The 16,436-nt window shown below is 73.8% G+C and carries 16 protein-coding genes; 10 read left to right on the top strand and 6 right to left on the bottom strand.

Going from position 1 to position 16,436, the window contains the following annotated elements; translation table 11 throughout:
* Positions 1-8: 8 nt before the first annotated feature.
* The gene (locus tag EAO77_RS11415) at positions 9-509 is read left to right on the top strand and encodes a DUF5949 family protein (protein ID WP_147987894.1); all 501 of its coding nucleotides are present in this window, start codon (positions 9-11) and stop codon (positions 507-509) included.
* A 252-nt stretch (positions 510-761) separates the two neighbouring features.
* On the opposite strand, the gene EAO77_RS11420 is transcribed toward EAO77_RS11415, so the two are convergent.
* The gene (locus EAO77_RS11420) at positions 762-2,015 is read right to left on the bottom strand and encodes a cytochrome P450 (RefSeq protein WP_147987895.1); all 1,254 of its coding nucleotides are present in this window, start codon (positions 2,013-2,015) and stop codon (positions 762-764) included.
* A gap of 208 nt (positions 2,016-2,223) precedes the next feature.
* Here EAO77_RS11420 and EAO77_RS11425 point away from each other — a divergent pair, with 208 nt between their 5' ends.
* The 3 genes from EAO77_RS11425 to EAO77_RS11435 all read left to right on the top strand — a co-directional run bounded on the left by EAO77_RS11425 (position 2,224) and on the right by EAO77_RS11435 (position 4,539).
* Positions 2,224-2,730 (top strand): hypothetical protein, encoded by a 507-nt coding sequence (locus tag EAO77_RS11425; RefSeq protein WP_261993867.1) that lies wholly within the window; start codon positions 2,224-2,226, stop codon positions 2,728-2,730.
* A gap of 463 nt (positions 2,731-3,193) precedes the next feature.
* Positions 3,194-3,661, top strand: a complete 468-nt coding sequence (locus EAO77_RS11430; protein WP_147987896.1) for a tyrosinase family oxidase copper chaperone — start codon at positions 3,194-3,196, stop codon at positions 3,659-3,661.
* A gap of 17 nt (positions 3,662-3,678) precedes the next feature.
* Positions 3,679-4,539, top strand: coding sequence for a tyrosinase family protein (locus EAO77_RS11435; RefSeq protein WP_147987897.1), 861 nt, complete (start codon positions 3,679-3,681; stop codon positions 4,537-4,539).
* A 273-nt stretch (positions 4,540-4,812) separates the two neighbouring features.
* On the opposite strand, the gene EAO77_RS11440 is transcribed toward EAO77_RS11435, so the two are convergent.
* Complete coding sequence (locus tag EAO77_RS11440; protein WP_147987898.1) at positions 4,813-5,073, bottom strand: chaplin; 261 nt, start codon at positions 5,071-5,073, stop codon at positions 4,813-4,815.
* A gap of 96 nt (positions 5,074-5,169) precedes the next feature.
* Positions 5,170-5,676 carry a DinB family protein gene (locus tag EAO77_RS11445; RefSeq protein WP_147987899.1) on the bottom strand — a complete coding sequence of 169 codons (507 nt, stop codon included), beginning with the start codon at positions 5,674-5,676 and terminating at the stop codon, positions 5,170-5,172.
* Positions 5,677-5,726: 50 nt separating this feature from the next.
* Here EAO77_RS11445 and EAO77_RS11450 point away from each other — a divergent pair, with 50 nt between their 5' ends.
* Positions 5,727-6,353, top strand: coding sequence for an alpha-ketoglutarate-dependent dioxygenase AlkB (locus tag EAO77_RS11450; RefSeq protein WP_147987900.1), 627 nt, complete (start codon positions 5,727-5,729; stop codon positions 6,351-6,353).
* A gap of 32 nt (positions 6,354-6,385) precedes the next feature.
* Here EAO77_RS11450 and EAO77_RS11455 read toward each other — a convergent pair whose 3' ends face one another.
* Together EAO77_RS11455 and EAO77_RS11460 are read right to left on the bottom strand one after the other, a co-directional pair.
* Positions 6,386-7,987, bottom strand: a complete 1,602-nt coding sequence (locus tag EAO77_RS11455; protein WP_147987901.1) for an N-acyl-D-amino-acid deacylase family protein — start codon at positions 7,985-7,987, stop codon at positions 6,386-6,388.
* Positions 7,988-8,027: 40 nt separating this feature from the next.
* The gene (locus tag EAO77_RS11460) at positions 8,028-9,311 is read right to left on the bottom strand and encodes an amino acid deaminase (RefSeq protein WP_147987902.1); all 1,284 of its coding nucleotides are present in this window, start codon (positions 9,309-9,311) and stop codon (positions 8,028-8,030) included.
* Between the two features lie 129 nt (positions 9,312-9,440).
* Here EAO77_RS11460 and EAO77_RS11465 point away from each other — a divergent pair, with 129 nt between their 5' ends.
* From EAO77_RS11465 to EAO77_RS11480, 4 genes are all read left to right on the top strand, one after another.
* The gene (locus tag EAO77_RS11465) at positions 9,441-10,547 is read left to right on the top strand and encodes a sugar kinase (protein ID WP_147987903.1); all 1,107 of its coding nucleotides are present in this window, start codon (positions 9,441-9,443) and stop codon (positions 10,545-10,547) included.
* Positions 10,544-11,308, top strand: a complete 765-nt coding sequence (locus EAO77_RS11470) for an IclR family transcriptional regulator (protein WP_147987904.1) — start codon at positions 10,544-10,546, stop codon at positions 11,306-11,308. The genes EAO77_RS11465 and EAO77_RS11470 overlap by 4 nt, the downstream gene beginning before the upstream one ends.
* Positions 11,305-11,709 (top strand): RidA family protein, encoded by a 405-nt coding sequence (locus tag EAO77_RS11475; RefSeq protein ID WP_147987905.1) that lies wholly within the window; start codon positions 11,305-11,307, stop codon positions 11,707-11,709. The genes EAO77_RS11470 and EAO77_RS11475 overlap by 4 nt, the downstream gene beginning before the upstream one ends.
* 117 nt (positions 11,710-11,826) lie before the next feature.
* Entirely contained in the window at positions 11,827-13,299 is a 1,473-nt protein-coding gene (locus tag EAO77_RS11480; RefSeq protein WP_147987906.1) for a GntP family permease, read from the top strand.
* A gap of 87 nt (positions 13,300-13,386) precedes the next feature.
* Here the strand turns inward: EAO77_RS11480 and EAO77_RS11485 are convergent, their stop codons facing one another.
* On the bottom strand, positions 13,387-14,760 hold the full coding sequence (locus EAO77_RS11485; protein WP_147987907.1) for a M14 family metallopeptidase: 1,374 nt from the start codon (positions 14,758-14,760) through the stop codon (positions 13,387-13,389).
* A 291-nt stretch (positions 14,761-15,051) separates the two neighbouring features.
* On the opposite strand from EAO77_RS11485, the gene EAO77_RS11490 reads away from it, so the two are divergent.
* Entirely contained in the window at positions 15,052-16,410 is a 1,359-nt protein-coding gene (locus tag EAO77_RS11490; protein WP_147987908.1) for an Nramp family divalent metal transporter, read from the top strand.
* Positions 16,411-16,436 lie beyond the last annotated feature (26 nt).

Genomic DNA, 16,436 nt, shown 5'->3' on the forward strand with positions numbered 1-16,436 from the left:
GCCGAGCCATGACCACAGCGAACTCCCTCAAGACGGCCGTCGACCGCGCGCGGCTGGGCACGCTCGTCCTGCTCGCCTGGACCGGCGACCCGGCCCAGGGACACGACACGCCGTACCTGATCGCGTACTCGCTCGGCGACGGCACCGACGGGCCCGAGGGCGCGGCGCAGGCCGCCGCCGCGATGATCGCGGAGCTCGGGCTGACCACCGGGGACGTGCTCCACGACCGTACCCGTGCGGGCGCGTTCGCCGTCCAGCTGCTGGTCCAGGGCGGCCAGGCCGTGCTCACCATGCCGTACATGAACGCCCAGTGCCCCGCCCCCGCCGAGTGGCTCGCCGCGGTCGAGGAGCGCGGCAGCGTGCACTTCATGCTCCCCACCCGTGCGTGGCCCGAGGCGACGCCCGGCGAGCCGCTGAGCGAGGAGGTCCTCCAGGCGTTCCTCGGCGACGAGGACGTCCTGAAGGAGACCGCCCACGTCCTCCTCCCGGTCTCCCGACTCCGCTCCTGACACGCCCCCGCGGGGGCGGCCGTGCGTCTCCCGCCTCTCCGGCGGGCGGTGCGTACGACAGGGTTGCCGGTCCGTGTCGCTCCCGGCCCGCCTCCCACGCGAGGATGCCCCGGGGAGTGCGTCCGACAGGGCCGCCGCCTCGGTGGCGCTGCGGCCCGTCCGGCGCCTGAGGACACCGCGTGCAGCGCGGTGCCGCGACCGCCCGGCCGGCGGGCGGCGAACGTCCTCACGCGGCCCGCCCGCCGCGCCCCCTCAGCGCGCGTCGCGCGCGAGCCGCAACGCGCGCACCCGGTTGTCGAAGCTGGAGTCCACCAGCTCCGGCGGCCCTGCCGCCCGCAGGCCGCCGGGCCGGGAGAGCAGTTCCCGGAAGAGGGCCTTCATCTCCTGGCGGGCCAGATGCGCGCCGAGGCAGTGGTGCGGGCCGCCGCCTCCGTAGCCGAGGTGCGGGTTCGGGCTGCGGGTGATGTCGAAGGCGTCCGGGTCGTCGAAGACCCGCTCGTCCCGGTTGGCGGACGCGTAGAACAGGACCGTCTTCTCGCCCGGCCGGAAGATGTGCCCGCCCAGGTCGCACTCCGTCGCCACCGTCCTGCGGAACTGGATGATCGGCGTGGAGTGCCGCACGATCTCCTCCATCGCGCCGTCGGCGTACCGGTCGAAGTCCTCCTCCAGCAGCGCCCGCTGGTCCGGGTGCTCGGTGAGCAGGGCCAGCCCGTGGGCCATCGCGTTGCGGGTGGTCTCCACCCCCGCCACCAGCAGCAGCGAGAAGAACGCGCCCAGTTCGCGGGAGGTCAGGCCCCGGCCCTCGACGTCCGCGGCGACGAGTGCGGAGACCAGGTCGTCCGCCGGACGCCGGCGGCGCTCGCGCGCCAGGCGGGCCGTCGCCAGCCGCAGGTGCGCCAGCGCCCGCAGCCCGCGGCCCGGGATCCGCAGCCCGCGCCGGACGCCGACGCTCTCCGACGCCTGGTCGACCCTGGCCGCCACCGAGGCCCGCATTCCCGCGGGGATGCCCATCAGGTCGCAGATCACCTCGAACGGCACCCGGGAGGCGACCGCGCGGACGAAGTCCGTGCCGTCCGGCAGCCGTCCGGCCGTCAGGTCGTCCACGGCGCGGCGGGCGACCTCGCGGACGTTGTCCTCGGCGGCCGCGAGCAGCCGGGGGGTGAAGGAGCGTGCCACGATCCGCCGCAGGGCGGCGTGTTCGGCGCCGTCGAGGTTCACCATCGAGTTGCCGAACAGCGCCTTGGCCCAGGCGGCCGGCTCCGGTGTGGTGACACCGGGCGCGCTGCGGAAGTCGCCGGCCCGCCGGCTCGCCCCGGCCACGTCCGCGTGCCGCACCAGCGCCCAGAACTCCCGGCCCGTGCCCCGGCCGCAGAGCACGGGGGCGTCCAGGGCGCGCAACTGTGCGAAGGCGGCCAGCCGTCGGCCGCGCGGCAGCGTCCAGAACGCCGGATCGCCGGGGTCGGGCAGATCCGCCCCGTCCTGCTGCGCCGGGATGCTCCGTGTCACGCCTGCCTCCTGTTCCGGGGACCGGATGCCGGCCCGCCCGTCCGCTCCGCGGGCCGGCGCCGCCGCGGCGCCGGCCCGGCGGCGCGTCAGCTTCCGTCCCCGGAGTTGCTGCGGACGGGGGAAGTCTGCACGGGTCCCGTCCGTGTGCTCGTTGTGGCAGAGCAACGGACCGAAACGCGTCCGGGTCACTCCCGAGGGGACGAACACAGTGAAGAAGTGGACAAGGCGCGGATCTCTCGCGGCGATGGTGGCGTGCGCGGCGTCGGCGATGGGAGCCGCTCCGGCCGTCGCCGGCACCTCCGTGCCGGTCACCGTGCCGCTGGAGAGCGTGGAGGCCGCGCTGCCCGTGGACGCTCCGGTGCTGAGCACCGGCGTGCCCGTGCCGGTGCCGGGTGCTCCCGACGGCCCGCGGCACGTCACCGGCAACCTGCTGCCGCAGGGCACCCTGCCGGCCGTCCCGTTCACCGCCGAGGCGCCCGAGACCCTGCTGGAGCTCCCGGTGGAGAACCCGCTCGGCGAGGGCCGTCCGGGGGTCGCCCAGGTCGCCTCCGAGGCGTCCGACCTCACACTGGCGAGCCCCGGAGCCTCCCTCGGCGCGCCCCTCACCCAGCCGCGCGCGGAGCTGTTCGGCCAGCCGGAGGCCACCCTGCCGCAGGCCGCCCTCGTCGCCCCCGTGCTCCAGGGCTCCCCGGCCGCCGGCCTGTTGCTGAACTGACACCCGGGCGGGGGCGGGCCCGCCCCGGCGGTGCGGCCCGGCCACCGGGCCGGGGTGTGTGTCCCCGGGCCGGGGGTGCACGGGGCCGCCCCGGCGGAGCGGAGGCCGTTTCCCAGGGCCGGGGTGCGCCGGGGCCCGAGACGCATCCGGGCCGGGACAGGGCCGTGCCCCGCCCCGGGCGGCACGGGACGGACCGGGGCCCGGCCCGGGGGTGCACCGGGCGGACGGGGCCGCCCCGGCGGTGCGGAGGCCGCACCCGCGCCGAAGGCACGGGCCCGTGCCCCGCGCCGGGAGCGCCGGGGTCACCGGACCGTCCCGCACCTGCGATCCCGGCGGGGCGGTGCGCGGGGGCGCGCGCCGCGGAGCGCCCGTCCGGCCGAGCAACCCTTTCGGCGCCCCCTCGTTGTCACCAGCGAGACGGCCGTACGGCACGGCTGCGGGACCCATGGGGAGGGGCGACGAGATGACCGGGACCAGCGTGACGGCACCTGCCGGAGGCGGGCGCGCCGCCGGGGGCCTCGCCCGCCGGCTGCTGCTGCGCGCCCTGTTCACGGCCGGGGTGATCGGCGGGACCGCCGGCGCCCTCGCCCCGATCCTCGTCCGGCGGCGCGAGAGCACCCGGCGCGGGCAGGCACCCGGCGGACAGCGCTCCCTGGAGCGGTTCGCCGAGACCTACCGCGGCCGGCACATCCAGGGCAGCGCGACGGTGATGGTCCCGCTCGGCGCGGGAGCCGGCGCGCCGTCGGCCGTGCCGAGCGTCGAGGTGCGCGTCGACGGCCGCCCCCTGCACGTGATGCGCCGCGCCGACGGCAGCTATCTGAGCCTGGTCAACCACTACGAGTCGTTCCCGACGCTGCGCGAGGTGGCCCGGGCCGCCGTCGACGAACTGGGCGACTCGCAGCTGTCGATGACCCCCCTGCACCACATCTGACGGAAGGGACCGCACCCGTGTACACCCGCATCAACCAGCGGAACCTCACCCGGGCGCAGAAGCGGCGCTTCGTCGACGCGCTGCTGGCGCTGAAGCGGTCGGGTCGGTACGACGAGTTCGTCAGGATGCACGGCCGGTACTACGTGTCCGACGCCGAGGACGGCGCCCGTGCCGCGCACATGGCCCCGTCGTTCTTCCCCTGGCACCGCCGCTACCTGCTGGAGTTCGAACAGGCCCTCCAGAAGGTCGATCCGGGGGTGTCCGTGCCCTACTGGGACTGGACGGTGGACAACAGCCCCTCGTCGTCCCTGTGGGCGGACGACTTCATGGGGGGCACCGGCCGCGCGCTCGACCGCCAGGTGATGACCGGGCCGTTCGCCCGCCGGAACGGCAACTGGCGCATCACCACCCGGATCACCGACGGCACGTTCCTCACCCGCGACCTGGGCCGGCCGCGCAACCCCGTGTCGCTGCCCACCAGGGCCGACGTCGCCGCGGCCCTCGCCGACCCCGTGTACGACGCGGCCCCGTGGGACTCGACGTCGTCCACCGGATTCCGCAACCGGATCGAGGGCTGGAACGCGGGCGGCGAGGGGCGGTGGCGCAACCACAACCGCGTCCACCGGTGGGTGGGCGGTCTGATGATGGGCGCCACCTCGCCCAACGACCCGGTCTTCTGGCTGCACCACGCGTTCATGGACCTCCTCTGGGTCCGCTGGCAGCAGGCCCACCCCCGGTCCGGATATCTGCCGAGGACGCGGTTGCCGCGTTCCGACCCGGCCTTCGGGCAGGTCTTCGCGCTCGACGAGCCGATGCCGCCGTGGGACGTGCGTCCGTCGGCGCTCCTGGACCACACGCGCCACTACCGCTACGCGTGAGCGCCGTCCCGGGTGCCTGCCCGGGGGCGCCCCGGACCCTGCGGGAGGGCCGGCCGGACACCGTCCGGCCGGCCCTCCCGCACGTGGCGGACGTGCTCCGGGGCGGTGCGCCGGTCCTCCCCGGGGCACGGGCCCGGGAGACCGGACACGGGGGCGCACGCCGGAGGCCCCGGACGCCGGTGCGGCCGGCACGCACGGACGCGGCCTCCCCCGTGTGCGGAACACGGGGGAGGCCGCGATGTGGTGCGTGGTGCCGGGTTACCGGCCGGGCGCTCAGTAGGCGCCGTTGCCGCCGTCGGCGTTGACGCAGGTGTTGCCGAACGCCGGGTTGAGCAGCGCGATGACGTTCACCGTGTTGCCGCAGACGTTGACCGGCACGTGGATGGGCAGCTGGACCAGGTTGCCGGAAGCCACACCGGGGGAACCGACGGCCGCACCGTGCGCTCCGGCGTCGGCGGCAGCCATGCCGGCGCCGCCGGCCAGGATGGCACCCGTGCCGGCGACAACGGCGGCGGCCTTCGCGATACGCGACATCAACTTCTCCTTGAGAACGAGAGGCGGCCGCAGGATTGCGGCCTTCACTCCCCGTTCAACGCACGAACCGGACACCGGTAACGGATCAGGACGAAGTCAGACCCCAACGGTCCCGTCGACGCCCTCGCGCAGGAAATCGGCGTGCCCGTTGTGGCGCGCGTACTCGTTGATCACGTGCAGCAGGACCAGCCGCACCGACACGTCGTCGTCCCAGCGGGCCGCGCGCACGGTCGCGTCCAGCGATTCCACGTCCGCCTCGATGCGGCGCGCGTGCCCCACCTCCGCCTGCCAGGCCGCGAAGGCCTCCTCGCGGGTCGCGCCGCTCGCGTCGTAGGCCGCCTGGAAGTCGCCCTCCTCGGACCAGACGAGGGGGACGTCCTCGCCGCCGATCGTCCGGCGGAACCAGGCGCGCTCCACCTCGGCCATGTGCCGCACCAGCCCCAGCAGGGTCAGGGTGGACGGGGGCATCGACCGGCGGCGCAGTTCCTCGTCGCCGAGCCCCTCGCACTTGGCGGCCAGGGTGGCGCGGTGGAAGTCGAGATAGGCCCGCAGGGTCTCGCGCTCCCCGGCGCGCGGCGGGGGGCTGAGCCGTTCCATGGTCATGATCGCTCCTTCGTTCGCTCGTTTGTTCTATTTCGGAGTACGCTGGAACCATGGCAGCACACCTCCAGGGCTCCCTGTTCGACCAGACCGACGAGATCCGCCTCGGGCCGCTGACGGACGTGCGGCGCACCCAGCTCGGCGACGGCGCCTGGATCGACACGCTGCCCGGCTGGCTCGCCGGCGCGGACGCGCTCTTCGGCGACCTGGCGGCGGACGTGCCGTGGCACGCCGAACGCCGCCGGATGTACGAGCGGACGGTCGAGGTGCCGCGCCTGCTCTCGTACTACAAGCAGGGCGAGCGGCTCCCCCACCCCGTCCTTCAGAGCGCGCGCGACGCGCTGTCCGGCCACTACGCGGAGGAGCTCGGCGAGCCGTTCGTCACGGCCGGGCTCTGCTACTACCGCGACGGCCGCGACAGCGTGGCCTGGCACGGCGACCGCATCGGCCGCGGGGCGCGCGAGGACACCATGGTCGCGATCCTGTCCGTCGGGGCGCCGCGGGACCTGCTGCTGCGGCCGGTCGGCGGCGGCCCCTCGGTGCGCCGGGCGCTCGGCCACGGCGACCTGATCGTGATGGGCGGATCCTGCCAGCGCACCTGGGAGCACGCCGTCCCCAAGACGGCGCGCTCCGCGGGGCCGCGGATCAGTGTCCAGTTCCGTCCGCGCGGCGTGAACTGACGGCGGCGGGACCGGGGCGCCGGCCCGCCGGGTCAGCGGGAGGCCCGGCGCACCGAGCGGCCGGCCAGCACGTCCGTGCGGGTCCCGTCCTCGATGACGAACCGGCCGTCGATCAGCACGTGCGGGATGCCGACCGGAAGGGTGCGCGGCCGCTCGAAGGTCGACCCCGCCGCGACCGTGTCCGGGTCGAACAGCACCAGGTCGGCGCGGTAGCCCTCACGGACCAGGCCCCGGTCCGCCAGGCGCAGCCGGGCCGCCGGGCGGGACGTCAGGTGCGCCACGGCCTCCTCCAGGCCGAGCACGCCCAGCTCCCGCGCGTACCGGCCCAGGTAGTGGGGGAACGTCCCGTACGCCCGGGGGTGCGGCTTGTCGCCCTGGAGGATCCCGTCGCTGCCGCCGGTGTGGACGCGGTGCCGCATGATCGCGCGCACGTTCTCCTCGTGGCCGACGTGCTGGAGGATCGTCGAGCCGAGCCGGTCCCCGATCAGCAGCCGCCGCGCGGTGACCCACGGCTCCTCGCCGCGCAGCCGCGCCGACTCCTCGACCGTGCGGCCGACATGGTCCGCGAGCGAGGGCTCGCCCACCCCCGAGATCTCGATGGTGTCCCACTCGATCGGCACGCCGTGGCAGCCGTCCGACCCGATCTCCTCCAGGTGGTGACGGATCCGCTCGGCGGTCTCGTCGTCGCGCAGCCGTGCGAGGACCGCCTCCGGCCCTCCCTCGCCGGCCCAGCTGGGCAGCATCGCCACGAGCGTGGTGCAGCCGGGGGTGTAGGGGTAGGTGTCGAGGGAGATGTCGGCGCCCGCGTCCAGCGCGCCGTCGAGCAGCGCCAGCAGGTCGGGCGCCTTGCCCTTGTTGACGCCGAAGTTCATCGTGGCGTGCGCGAGATGCAGGGCGCAGCCGGCTTCCCGGGTCAGCCCCACCATCTCCTCGTACGCCTGGAGCGCGCCGGCGCCGTAGGAGCGGTGGTGGGGGCAGTAGTAGCCGTCGTAGCGGGCCACCACACGGCACAGCTCGGTCAGTTCGGCGTCGCTCGCGTACATGCCGGGCGTGTACGTGAGGCCCGACGACATCCCGACCGCGCCCTGCTCCATGCCCTCGGCGACGAGCTGCCGCATCCGGTCGAGCTCGGCGGGGGTCGCCGGCCGGTCCTCCCAGCCCAGGACCGTCATCCGGACCGTGCCCTGGGGGACGAGGTACGCGGCGTTGACGGCGATGCCCTGGCGGTCGAGCCGGTCCAGGTACCCGCCGACCGAGCGCCAGTCGAAGTCGATGTCCGCGCCGTCGCCGTTCCATCCGGTGATCGCCCGGCGGACGGCGTCGAGGCTGGTGTCGTCGACGGGCGCGTACGACAGGCCGTCCTGCCCGAGCACCTCCAGCGTCACTCCCTGGGCCGCCTTCGCCGAGTGGTCGGGGTCGCGCAGGAGGGCGAGGTCGCTGTGGGCGTGCATGTCGATGAAGCCGGGGGCGAGGGCGAGGCCGTGCGCGTCGAGGACGCGCCCGCCGGTGAGGGCGGGGCCGTCGCCCTCGCGGCGTATCGCGGTGACGCGTCCGCCGTCGATGCCGACGTCGGCGCGGAAGGAGGCGCCACCGGTGCCGTCGATGACGCGGGCGTCGCGGATGACGAGGTCCATGGAAGCGGTGCCTTTCACGGATGGGGGCGGGGGGCGGGGATCAGAAGAAGGTCCGGATGAAGTCCGTGACCGTCCCGTCCTCCTCGACCACCGGGATCAGCTGCCACTTGTCGAACGAGGTGCACGGGTGGGACAGCCCCAGGCCGACCCAGTCGCCCACCTCCAGCTCGGCGTCCGCGTCGGTGCGCACCCAGGCGTGCTGGTCGGACAGGCCGGTGACGGTGATGCCGTCGGCGGGGCGGACGGCGCCGGTGCGCGCGTCCCGGACGGCCTGCGCCGTCGGCAGGTCGAGGTCGTACGCGGCGTCGCGCTTGCCCGCGTTGAGGAAGGCCTGCTCGGGCGACGGGCGGGAGACCACCTGGGCCCACAGGCGGAACGCCGGCCGGAGCGCGCCCTCCGCGGGCACCCGGTTGAACGGGGTCAGATGCCGGTAGTGGCCGTCGTCGTGCGAGACGTACGCGCCGGAGCGCAGCAGCTTCAGCACCGGGGCCGACAGCGGCGGGATCTCCTCGAACACGTCGGCCACGGCGTCGAACCACGCGCTGCCGCCCGCGCTGATCACGATCTGGTCCGTCCGTGCGAACCGGCCCTCGGCGTCGAAGGCGGCGGCGAGCGCGACCAGCCGCCGCAGCCAGGCCCGGACGCTGTCGCCGTCGGCCTGCGGGACCTCGCCCTCGTAGCCCGCGACGCCGACGAGGCGCAGGGTGCCGGCGGCGGCGACCGCGTCGGCGACGGCGGCGCAGCCGGCCTCGGTGCGCACGCCGGTGCGGGCCCCGTCGCCCGCGCCGAGTTCGACCACGACGTCCAGCGGCCGGGACACCCCGCGCAGGGCCTCGTCCATCAGCTCCACTCCGCGGACCGAGTCGACGTAGACGACGAGCCGGAAGCCGGGGTCGGCGTCGAGTTCGGCGGCGATCCAGCGCAGCGCGGCCGCGTCGACGACCTCGTTGGCGAGGAAGATCCGGCTGATCCCGTAGGCGCGGTAGACGCGGACCTGGTGGGGCACGGCCGCGGTGATGCCCCAGGCGCCGCGCTCCAGTTGCCGGGCGAACAGCTGGGGGGACATGGAGGTCTTGCCGTGCGGGGCGAAGGCGAGACCATGGCGCTCGGCGTAGGTCTCCAGCAGGGCGAGGTTGTGCTCCAGCGACTCGGCGGAGAGCGCCAGCACGGGCGTGGTGAAGCCCCCGGTGAACAGATCGCGCCGGGCCGACGCGAGCTCGCCGACGGTGAGGCCCTGGGCGTCGGGCGGGAGCGCCTTGAAGCGGTGGTCGACCGGTTCGTCGGCAAGCCTGGCGACGGCGTCGTCGGCGTGGGCGGCAGCCATGGGAGCCCTCCTCGGGGGCGTTGCAAAATGTGCAACGCTCATTGCGTATTTCGCTTACCGCTGTCTAACATCCGAGCCAACACCGGGTCAATGGGCCCGGTGACCGACCAGCGAGGAGCCCCCGCGATCATGACCGCGAGCGTGCACGGACCCGTGGACGTCGTCTGCCTCGGCGAGTCCATGGTCACGTTCCTGCCGACCCGGGCGGGACGCCTGGCCGACGTGCCGTCGTTCGTCCGCGGCATCGGCGGGGCCGAGTCCAACCTCGCCTGCGCGCTCGCCGCGGCCGGACACCGGGTCCGCTGGGTGGGCCGGGTCGGCGCGGACGGCTTCGGCGACCACCTGGTGGCCGCGATCGCCGCCTACGGGGTCGACACCACGGCGGTCGTCCGTGACCCCCGGCGCCCCACGGGCATCTACTTCCGCACGGCGGCCGACCGCGCCAGCGAGGGCCACGAAGTCGTCTACTACCGGGCCGGGTCCGCCGCGTCGGCCATGTCGCCCGGGACCGTGCCGCACGAGGCGGTCTGGTCGGGCCGGATGCTCCACGTGTCCGGCATCACGGCCGCGCTGTCCGCCGGCTGCCTGGCCCTGATGCGCGGCCTCACCGCCCGCCGCGACGGCCGTCCCCCGCTCTCGTTCGACGTCAACCACCGGCCCGGCCTGTGGCGCGAGGCCGACGGCGCCCGCGTCCTGCTGGACCTCGCACGCGGCGCGGACATCGTCTTCGTCGGCGAGGACGAGGCCGAGGAGGCGTGGGGCGTGCGGGGCGGGCCGGACGCGGTCCGGCGGGCGCTGCCCGAGCCGGCGACCCTGGTGGTGAAGCGCGGCGCCGGGGGCGCGGTCGCCTTCACCCGCGACACCGCGGCCACGGCCGCCGTCCCCGGCGCCCGCCCCCACGGCGCGGACGCCTCCGGCGCCCCGCGAGGGCCCGTCCCCGGCGACACCGTCACCCACGCCCCTGCTCCCGTCGTCGACGTCGTCGCCGCCACCGGGGCCGGGGACGCCTTCGCCGCCGGATTCCTCTCGGCGACCCTCCGGGACCTGCCCGTGCGGGACCGGCTGCGGCACGGGCACCTCTGGGCCGCCGCAGCGCTCACCGTCCCCGGGGACCTGGCCGATCCGCCCCCGGCCGCGCACGCCGACCGGCTCGTCGGCCTCGACGACGCGGCCTGGGGGAGACTGCACCTCGGCCCCGGCTGGACGGGCCGAGACCAGGAGGTACGTACGCCATGAGCCAGACCGTCGACCGCGCGCTCAGCATCCTGCCGCTGCTCGCCCAGGGCCCCGCCGACCTCGGACAGGTCGCCGACCGGCTCGGCGTCCACAAGTCCACGGCGCTGCGCCTGCTGCGCACCCTCCACGAGCACGGGCTCGTCTACCGCCAGCAGGACCAGCGCTACCGCCTCGGCGCCCGGCTCTTCGCCCTCGCCCAGGAGGCCGTCGAGAACCTCGACGTACGGGAGATCGCCCACCCCCATCTCGTCGCGCTCAACGAGCAGATCGGGCACACCGTCCACCTCGCGGTGTACGAGGAGAGCGAGGTCCTCTACATCGACAAGGTCGAGAGCCGCTACCCCGTCCGCATGTACTCGCGGATCGGCAAGCCCGTCGCGATCACCGTCGCGGCCGTGGCGAAGCTGCTCCTGGCCGACCTGCCGGAGGCCGAGCGGCGCGCCGTCGCCGAGAAGCTCGACTTCCCCATGTACACGTCCCGTTCGATCCCGAACGCCGCCGCCTTCCTCAGGGAGCTGGCGACCGTCCGCGAACAGGGCTGGGCCACCGACCTGGGTGGCCACGAGGAGTCCATCAACTGCATCGGCGCCCCCGTCCGCGGTGCGGACGGCCGGGTCGTCGCCGCCATGTCGGTGTCCGCGCCGAACGTGGTCGTCACCGCCGACGAACTCCTCACCCTCCTCCCGCTGGTGCGCCGCTGCGCCGACGCCATCACCCGGGAGTACTCAGGACAGACACCCCAGAAGGAAGCACACGCATGACCGAGAAGACCGCGATCACCCCGAGCACCCACACCGCGCCGCCGGCGAAGTTCTCCCACGGCGTCCGCAAGGGCAACATCCTCCAGGTCGCCGGCCAGGTCGGCTTCCTCCCCGCCGCCCCGGGCCAGGCCCCGACCCCGGCCGGCCCCACCCTGCGCGAGCAGACCCTCCAGACCTTCGCCAACGTCGAGGCGATCCTCACCGAGGGCGGCGCGAGCTGGGACGACGTGATGATGATCCGCGTCTACCTCACGGATACGGGCCACTTCGCCGAGATGAACGAGATCTACAACGAGTACTTCGAGGACCTGACGGTGGCCCCCGCCGCCCGGACCACGGTCTACGTCGGGCTGCCCGCCGGCCTGCTCATCGAGATCGACGCCCTGGCCGTCCTGGACTGACTCGCCTTCCTGGACTGATTCCCCTGATCCACCCGCTCCACGGCACGGCGCGACCTCCCCACGCGCCGTGCCGCGCCCCACCCATGCCCGAAACAGCTCCGCCCGCCAAGGATCCTCATGCTGACAGCCGCTGACGCGCCCCCACCACCCACCCCCCACACCGGCGGACTCCTCACCGTCGTCGACGGCACCGCCGGACTGCTGGCCGTAGCCGCCCTCGGCATCGCCCTGCTGCTCTACCTGATCATCAAGGTGCGGCTGCAGCCGTTCGTCGCCCTGCTCGCCGTCTCCATAGCCGTCGGCCTCGCGGCCGGCCTCTCGGTCACCGAACTCTTCGGCACCGTGCAGAAGTCCGCCGCCGTCTCCGTCATCGAGACCGGCATGGGCGGCATCCTCGGCCATGTCGCCATCATCATCGGCCTCGGCACCATGCTCGGCGCGATCCTGGAGGTGTCCGGCGGCGCGGAGGTCCTGTCCTCCCGGCTCCTCGGCCTCTTCGGGGAGAAGCGCGCACCGCTCGCCATGGGCCTGACCGGCCTCATCTTCGGCATCCCCGTCTTCTTCGACGTCGGCATCTTCGTCCTCGCGCCGATCGTCTACGCCGCCGCCAAGCGGTCCGGCAAGTCGATCGTCCTGTACGCCATGCCGCTGCTCGCCGGCCTGTCGATGACCCACGCCTTCCTGCCGCCGCACCCCGGACCGGTGGCCGCCGCCGGTCTCTTCCACGTCTCCCTCGGCTGGGTCATCCTGATGGGCGTCGTCGTCGGCATCCCGGCCGTCCTGGCGGCCTGGGGCTACGCCGCCTGGATCGGCAAGCGCGTGTTCGTCGAGGTCCCGCAGGACATGCTGGAGGCCGCCGAGGAGTCGCGGGCCGCCGTCCTCGCCGAGCAGCGGGCCGCGGGACGCGAGCCGCAGGAGAAGCCGGTCGCGCTCTCCACCGTGCTGGCCATCATCGGCACGCCGCTGGTGCTGATCCTCGCCGCCACCTTCTCGTCCATCGCGCTCGACGAGTCCACCTTCCGTTCGGTCGTCGAGTTCTTCGGCCACCCGTTCGTCGCCCTGACCATCGCGCTGGTGCTGGCGTACTGGCTGCTGGGCATCCGGCGCGGCTGGTCGCGCAAGTCGCTGGAGTCGGTGTCCACGCAGTCCCTGAAGCCGGTGGGCAACATCCTGCTCGTCGTCGGCGCGGGCGGTGTCTTCGGCGCCGTGCTCAAGGCGAGCGGTGTCGCCCAGGCCCTGTCGGACACCTTCAACGACGTCGGCCTGCCGGTGATCGTCCTCGCGTACCTGATCTCGCTGGTGCTGCGGGTCGCCCAGGGCTCGGCGACCGTCGCGATCGTGACCACGGCCGGCATCGTGCTGCCCCTCGTCGAGAACGCCGGCCACTCGCAGGCCTTCCTGGCCCTCGTCATCATGGCGATCTCGGCCGGCTCCATCTTCGCCTCGCACGTGAACGACGGCGGGTTCTGGATCGTCTCCAAGTACTTCGGCATCTCCGAGCGGGACACCCTCAAGACCTGGACCGTCCTGGAGTCGGTCCTCTCCGTCGCGGGCTTCGCGGTCGCGGCGGTGCTGAGCCTGGTGGTGTAGCGGCCTCCCGGGCCGGTGCACGCGAGGGGGCGGGGCGGAGGGCGTGTGCCCTCCGCCCCGCCCCGCTGTCCGCCGGGCGGCACGGCGTCAGGAGCAGTACTGCGCCTCCTTGCCGATGGAGCGGTACATGCAGTCGGAGTTCTCCAGCAGTTGCAGCACCGCGTCGCGGTTGCGGCTGGTCTCGCGCTCGATCACCTCGTCGGGCGGGTAGAAACCACCTCCGCCGAAGCCCGTCGGGTACATCTCGAAGGTGTAGCCGAAGATCCTCTGGCTGCCCCACAGCCAGTCGTCGATCGAGCCGTCGGTGACGTAGAGGTCGCTGGACTGCTCGGCCGTGTAGCCGTTGCTGGCCGCCATCTTGCCCCCGACGGCCGCGAAGGCGTCGCGGTCGTCCTTGGTCAGACCGGGGGCGGTGTCGGCGGTCGTGTAGCCGTACGGCCACAGCACCAGCTCGCTGTACGTGTGGAAGTCGATGCCGGTCCGGATCTGCTGCTTTCCGCCGACCACCCGGGAGCGCACGAAGTCGGCGACCACCTTCACCTCGGGGGCGGACTCGGCGGCACGGCCCCGGTAGGTCTCGGAGCCGGTGGAGCCCGAGGAGCCGCCGCAGCAGCCCCACTTGAAGTTCCAGTTGCGGTTCAGGTCGGTGCCGACGTTCGAGGAACCGCTGTTGGGCTGCCGGTTCTTGCGCCAGCTGCGGTAGGAGCCGGAGGCGATGTCGTACTCGCCGCCGTCCGGGTTGAGGTCCGGCACGATCCAGATCTCGCGGCCGTTGACGGCATTGGTGATCCGCTGGTCGCTGCCGTAGTCCTCGGAGAACTCCCGCAGCAGGTAGAGCGCCATCTCCACGGTCAGGTGCTCACGGGCGTGCTGGTGGTGGGTGAAGAGGACCTCGGGCTCGTTCTCGTCGGCGGTCACGTTGTCGCTGACCTTGATCGCGACGATGTCCCGGCCCTGGTAGCTCTTGCCGATGACCCGCTTGCTCATGATGGACGGGTTGGCGGCGATCCGCTGGTCGATCTCGGCGGTCATCTCCGCGTAGTTGTGGTAGCGCGAGTCGGCCGAGGGGAAGTCGAACGGCTGGACGTCCGCCGAGGCGACGCGCCGGTCGGGCGGCCCGGGCAGTTCCTTCAGGGTGTGGCCGAGCGCGCGCAGCCGCGCGGCCTGTGCGGCGTCGGCGCTGACCACGATCGTGTGGTCGTCCACCTCGTCGATCGAGACACCGGTGGCGGCGACGGCGGTGCGGTCGGCGACGCTGTCGGGGCCGTGGATCAGGTACTGCCGGGTCCGCTCGGCCTCGTCGGCCGCGGCGCTCCGGGGTGCCGGCCGCTCGGGGGCGGGGGACGCGCTCGCGGTGAGCGGGACCGCGACGGCGAGGGCCACGACGGCCGCGAGGGCGGCCGACCGTTTTCCGGCCCGGCGCCGGCCGGAGGGGCGCCGGGCGAAGGGGGGTGTGCGCATGCAAGTGCTCCTGGGGTGTGGGGGGTTGCTCGGGTCGGACGGGTCCGTGCTCCGTGCGGGTGGTGCGTTGCGTGCCGACCCATCGTCCATTTGTGGCATGTCACGGTCAATAGCTGCGTCGGCCATGACGCACGGACGGCCCGTGCGCACGGACCCGCGGTGGCCCCGCGCACCCGGCCGTCTGCACGAGGTCCGCCCCAGTCGATCACCGCAGGCCCTCTTGCGTGATCAAGCGCGCCCCGCTTTCGTGACCCCAGTCACCTGGTGGGACGAGTGGGAAGGCGGCCGCGCATGACGGACACGACCGAGGAGAGCACCCCGGGGGCGGTGGGGCCCCGGAAGTCGAGCTGGCGCTACATCGGGCCCGGCATCGTCGTCGCTGCGACCGGAGTCGGCGCGGGCGACCTGGTCGCCACCCTCATCGCGGGAAGCACGTTCGGCTACACGCTCATGTGGGCCGCAGTCATCGGCTGCGTCGTCAAGATCTCCCTCGCCGAGGCCTGCGGACGATGGCACCTGGCCACCGGCCGCACCCTCTTCGACGGCTGGCGCTCCCTCGGGAGCTGGACCACCGTCTACTTCGCGTTCTACGTGGTCGTCTGGGGCTTCGTCTACGGCGCGACCGCGATGTCCTCCAGCGCACTGCCCATCGTGGCCCTCTTCCCCGACGGCCCCGGTCTCAAGACCTGGGCCGTGCTCACGGGGCTGGTCGGTCTGGCCTTCGTCTGGTTCAACCGGTACGCCGTCTTCGAGAAGGTCATGACCGTCCTCATCGGCGTGATGTTCGTGGTCGTCGTCTACGTCGCGATCCGGGTCGGTCCCGACGTCGGCGCCTCCTTCGCGGGCCTCGCGCCGGTGCTGCCCGACGGCTCCCTGCTCTACACCCTGGGCCTGATCGGCGGCGTCGGCGGCACCATCACCATGGCCGCCTACGGCTACTGGGTGAACGCCAAGGGGTGGACGGACACCCGCTGGATGAAGGTGATGCGCCTGGACAACCGGGTCGCCTACGTCACCACCGGCATCTTCGTCGTCGCCATGCTCGTCGTCGGGGCCGAGCTGCTGCACGCCTCCGAGATCGCCCTCACCAAGGGGGACCGGGGCCTGATCGACCTCGGTGCGGTCCTGGAGGAGCGGTACGGCGCCGCGACCGCCAAGCTCTTCCTGGTCGGCTTCTTCGCCACCTCCTTCTCGTCGCTGATCGGCGTGTGGCACGGCGTCAGCCTGATGTTCGCCGACTTCGTCGAGCGGCTGCGGCGCGACCGCGCCGGGGCGGGTGCCGACGGCGCGGCCGGCGCCACGAGGAGCGGTGCGCCGGACGCCGCGGAGGGCGGCGCGGACGGTGGCGCGGCTGAGGTGGCGTCGGGCGCCAAGGAGCGGTCGGTGGCCTTCCGCGGGTACCTGCTGTGGCTGACGTTCCCGCCGATCTCGCTGCTCTTCCTGGACCAGCCGTTCGGTCTCGTGGTGGCGTACGGCGTCCTCGGCGCCTTCTTCATGCCCTTCCTCGCGCTGACCCTGCTGTGGCTGCTGAACTCCTCGCGCACCCCCGCCGAGTGGCGCAACGGCATCGTCAGCAACGTGATGCTGGCGGCCGCCGGTCTGCTCTTCGTGGTGCTCTGCGTGCAGCAGGTGCGCGACCTGCCCTGGTGACCCGCGCCGTGCCGTCGCACGGCGAG

Origin of the sequence: Streptomyces sp. T39 (assembly GCF_008042045.1) — a bacterium.
Classification (GTDB): Bacteria; Actinomycetota; Actinomycetes; order Streptomycetales; family Streptomycetaceae; genus Streptomyces.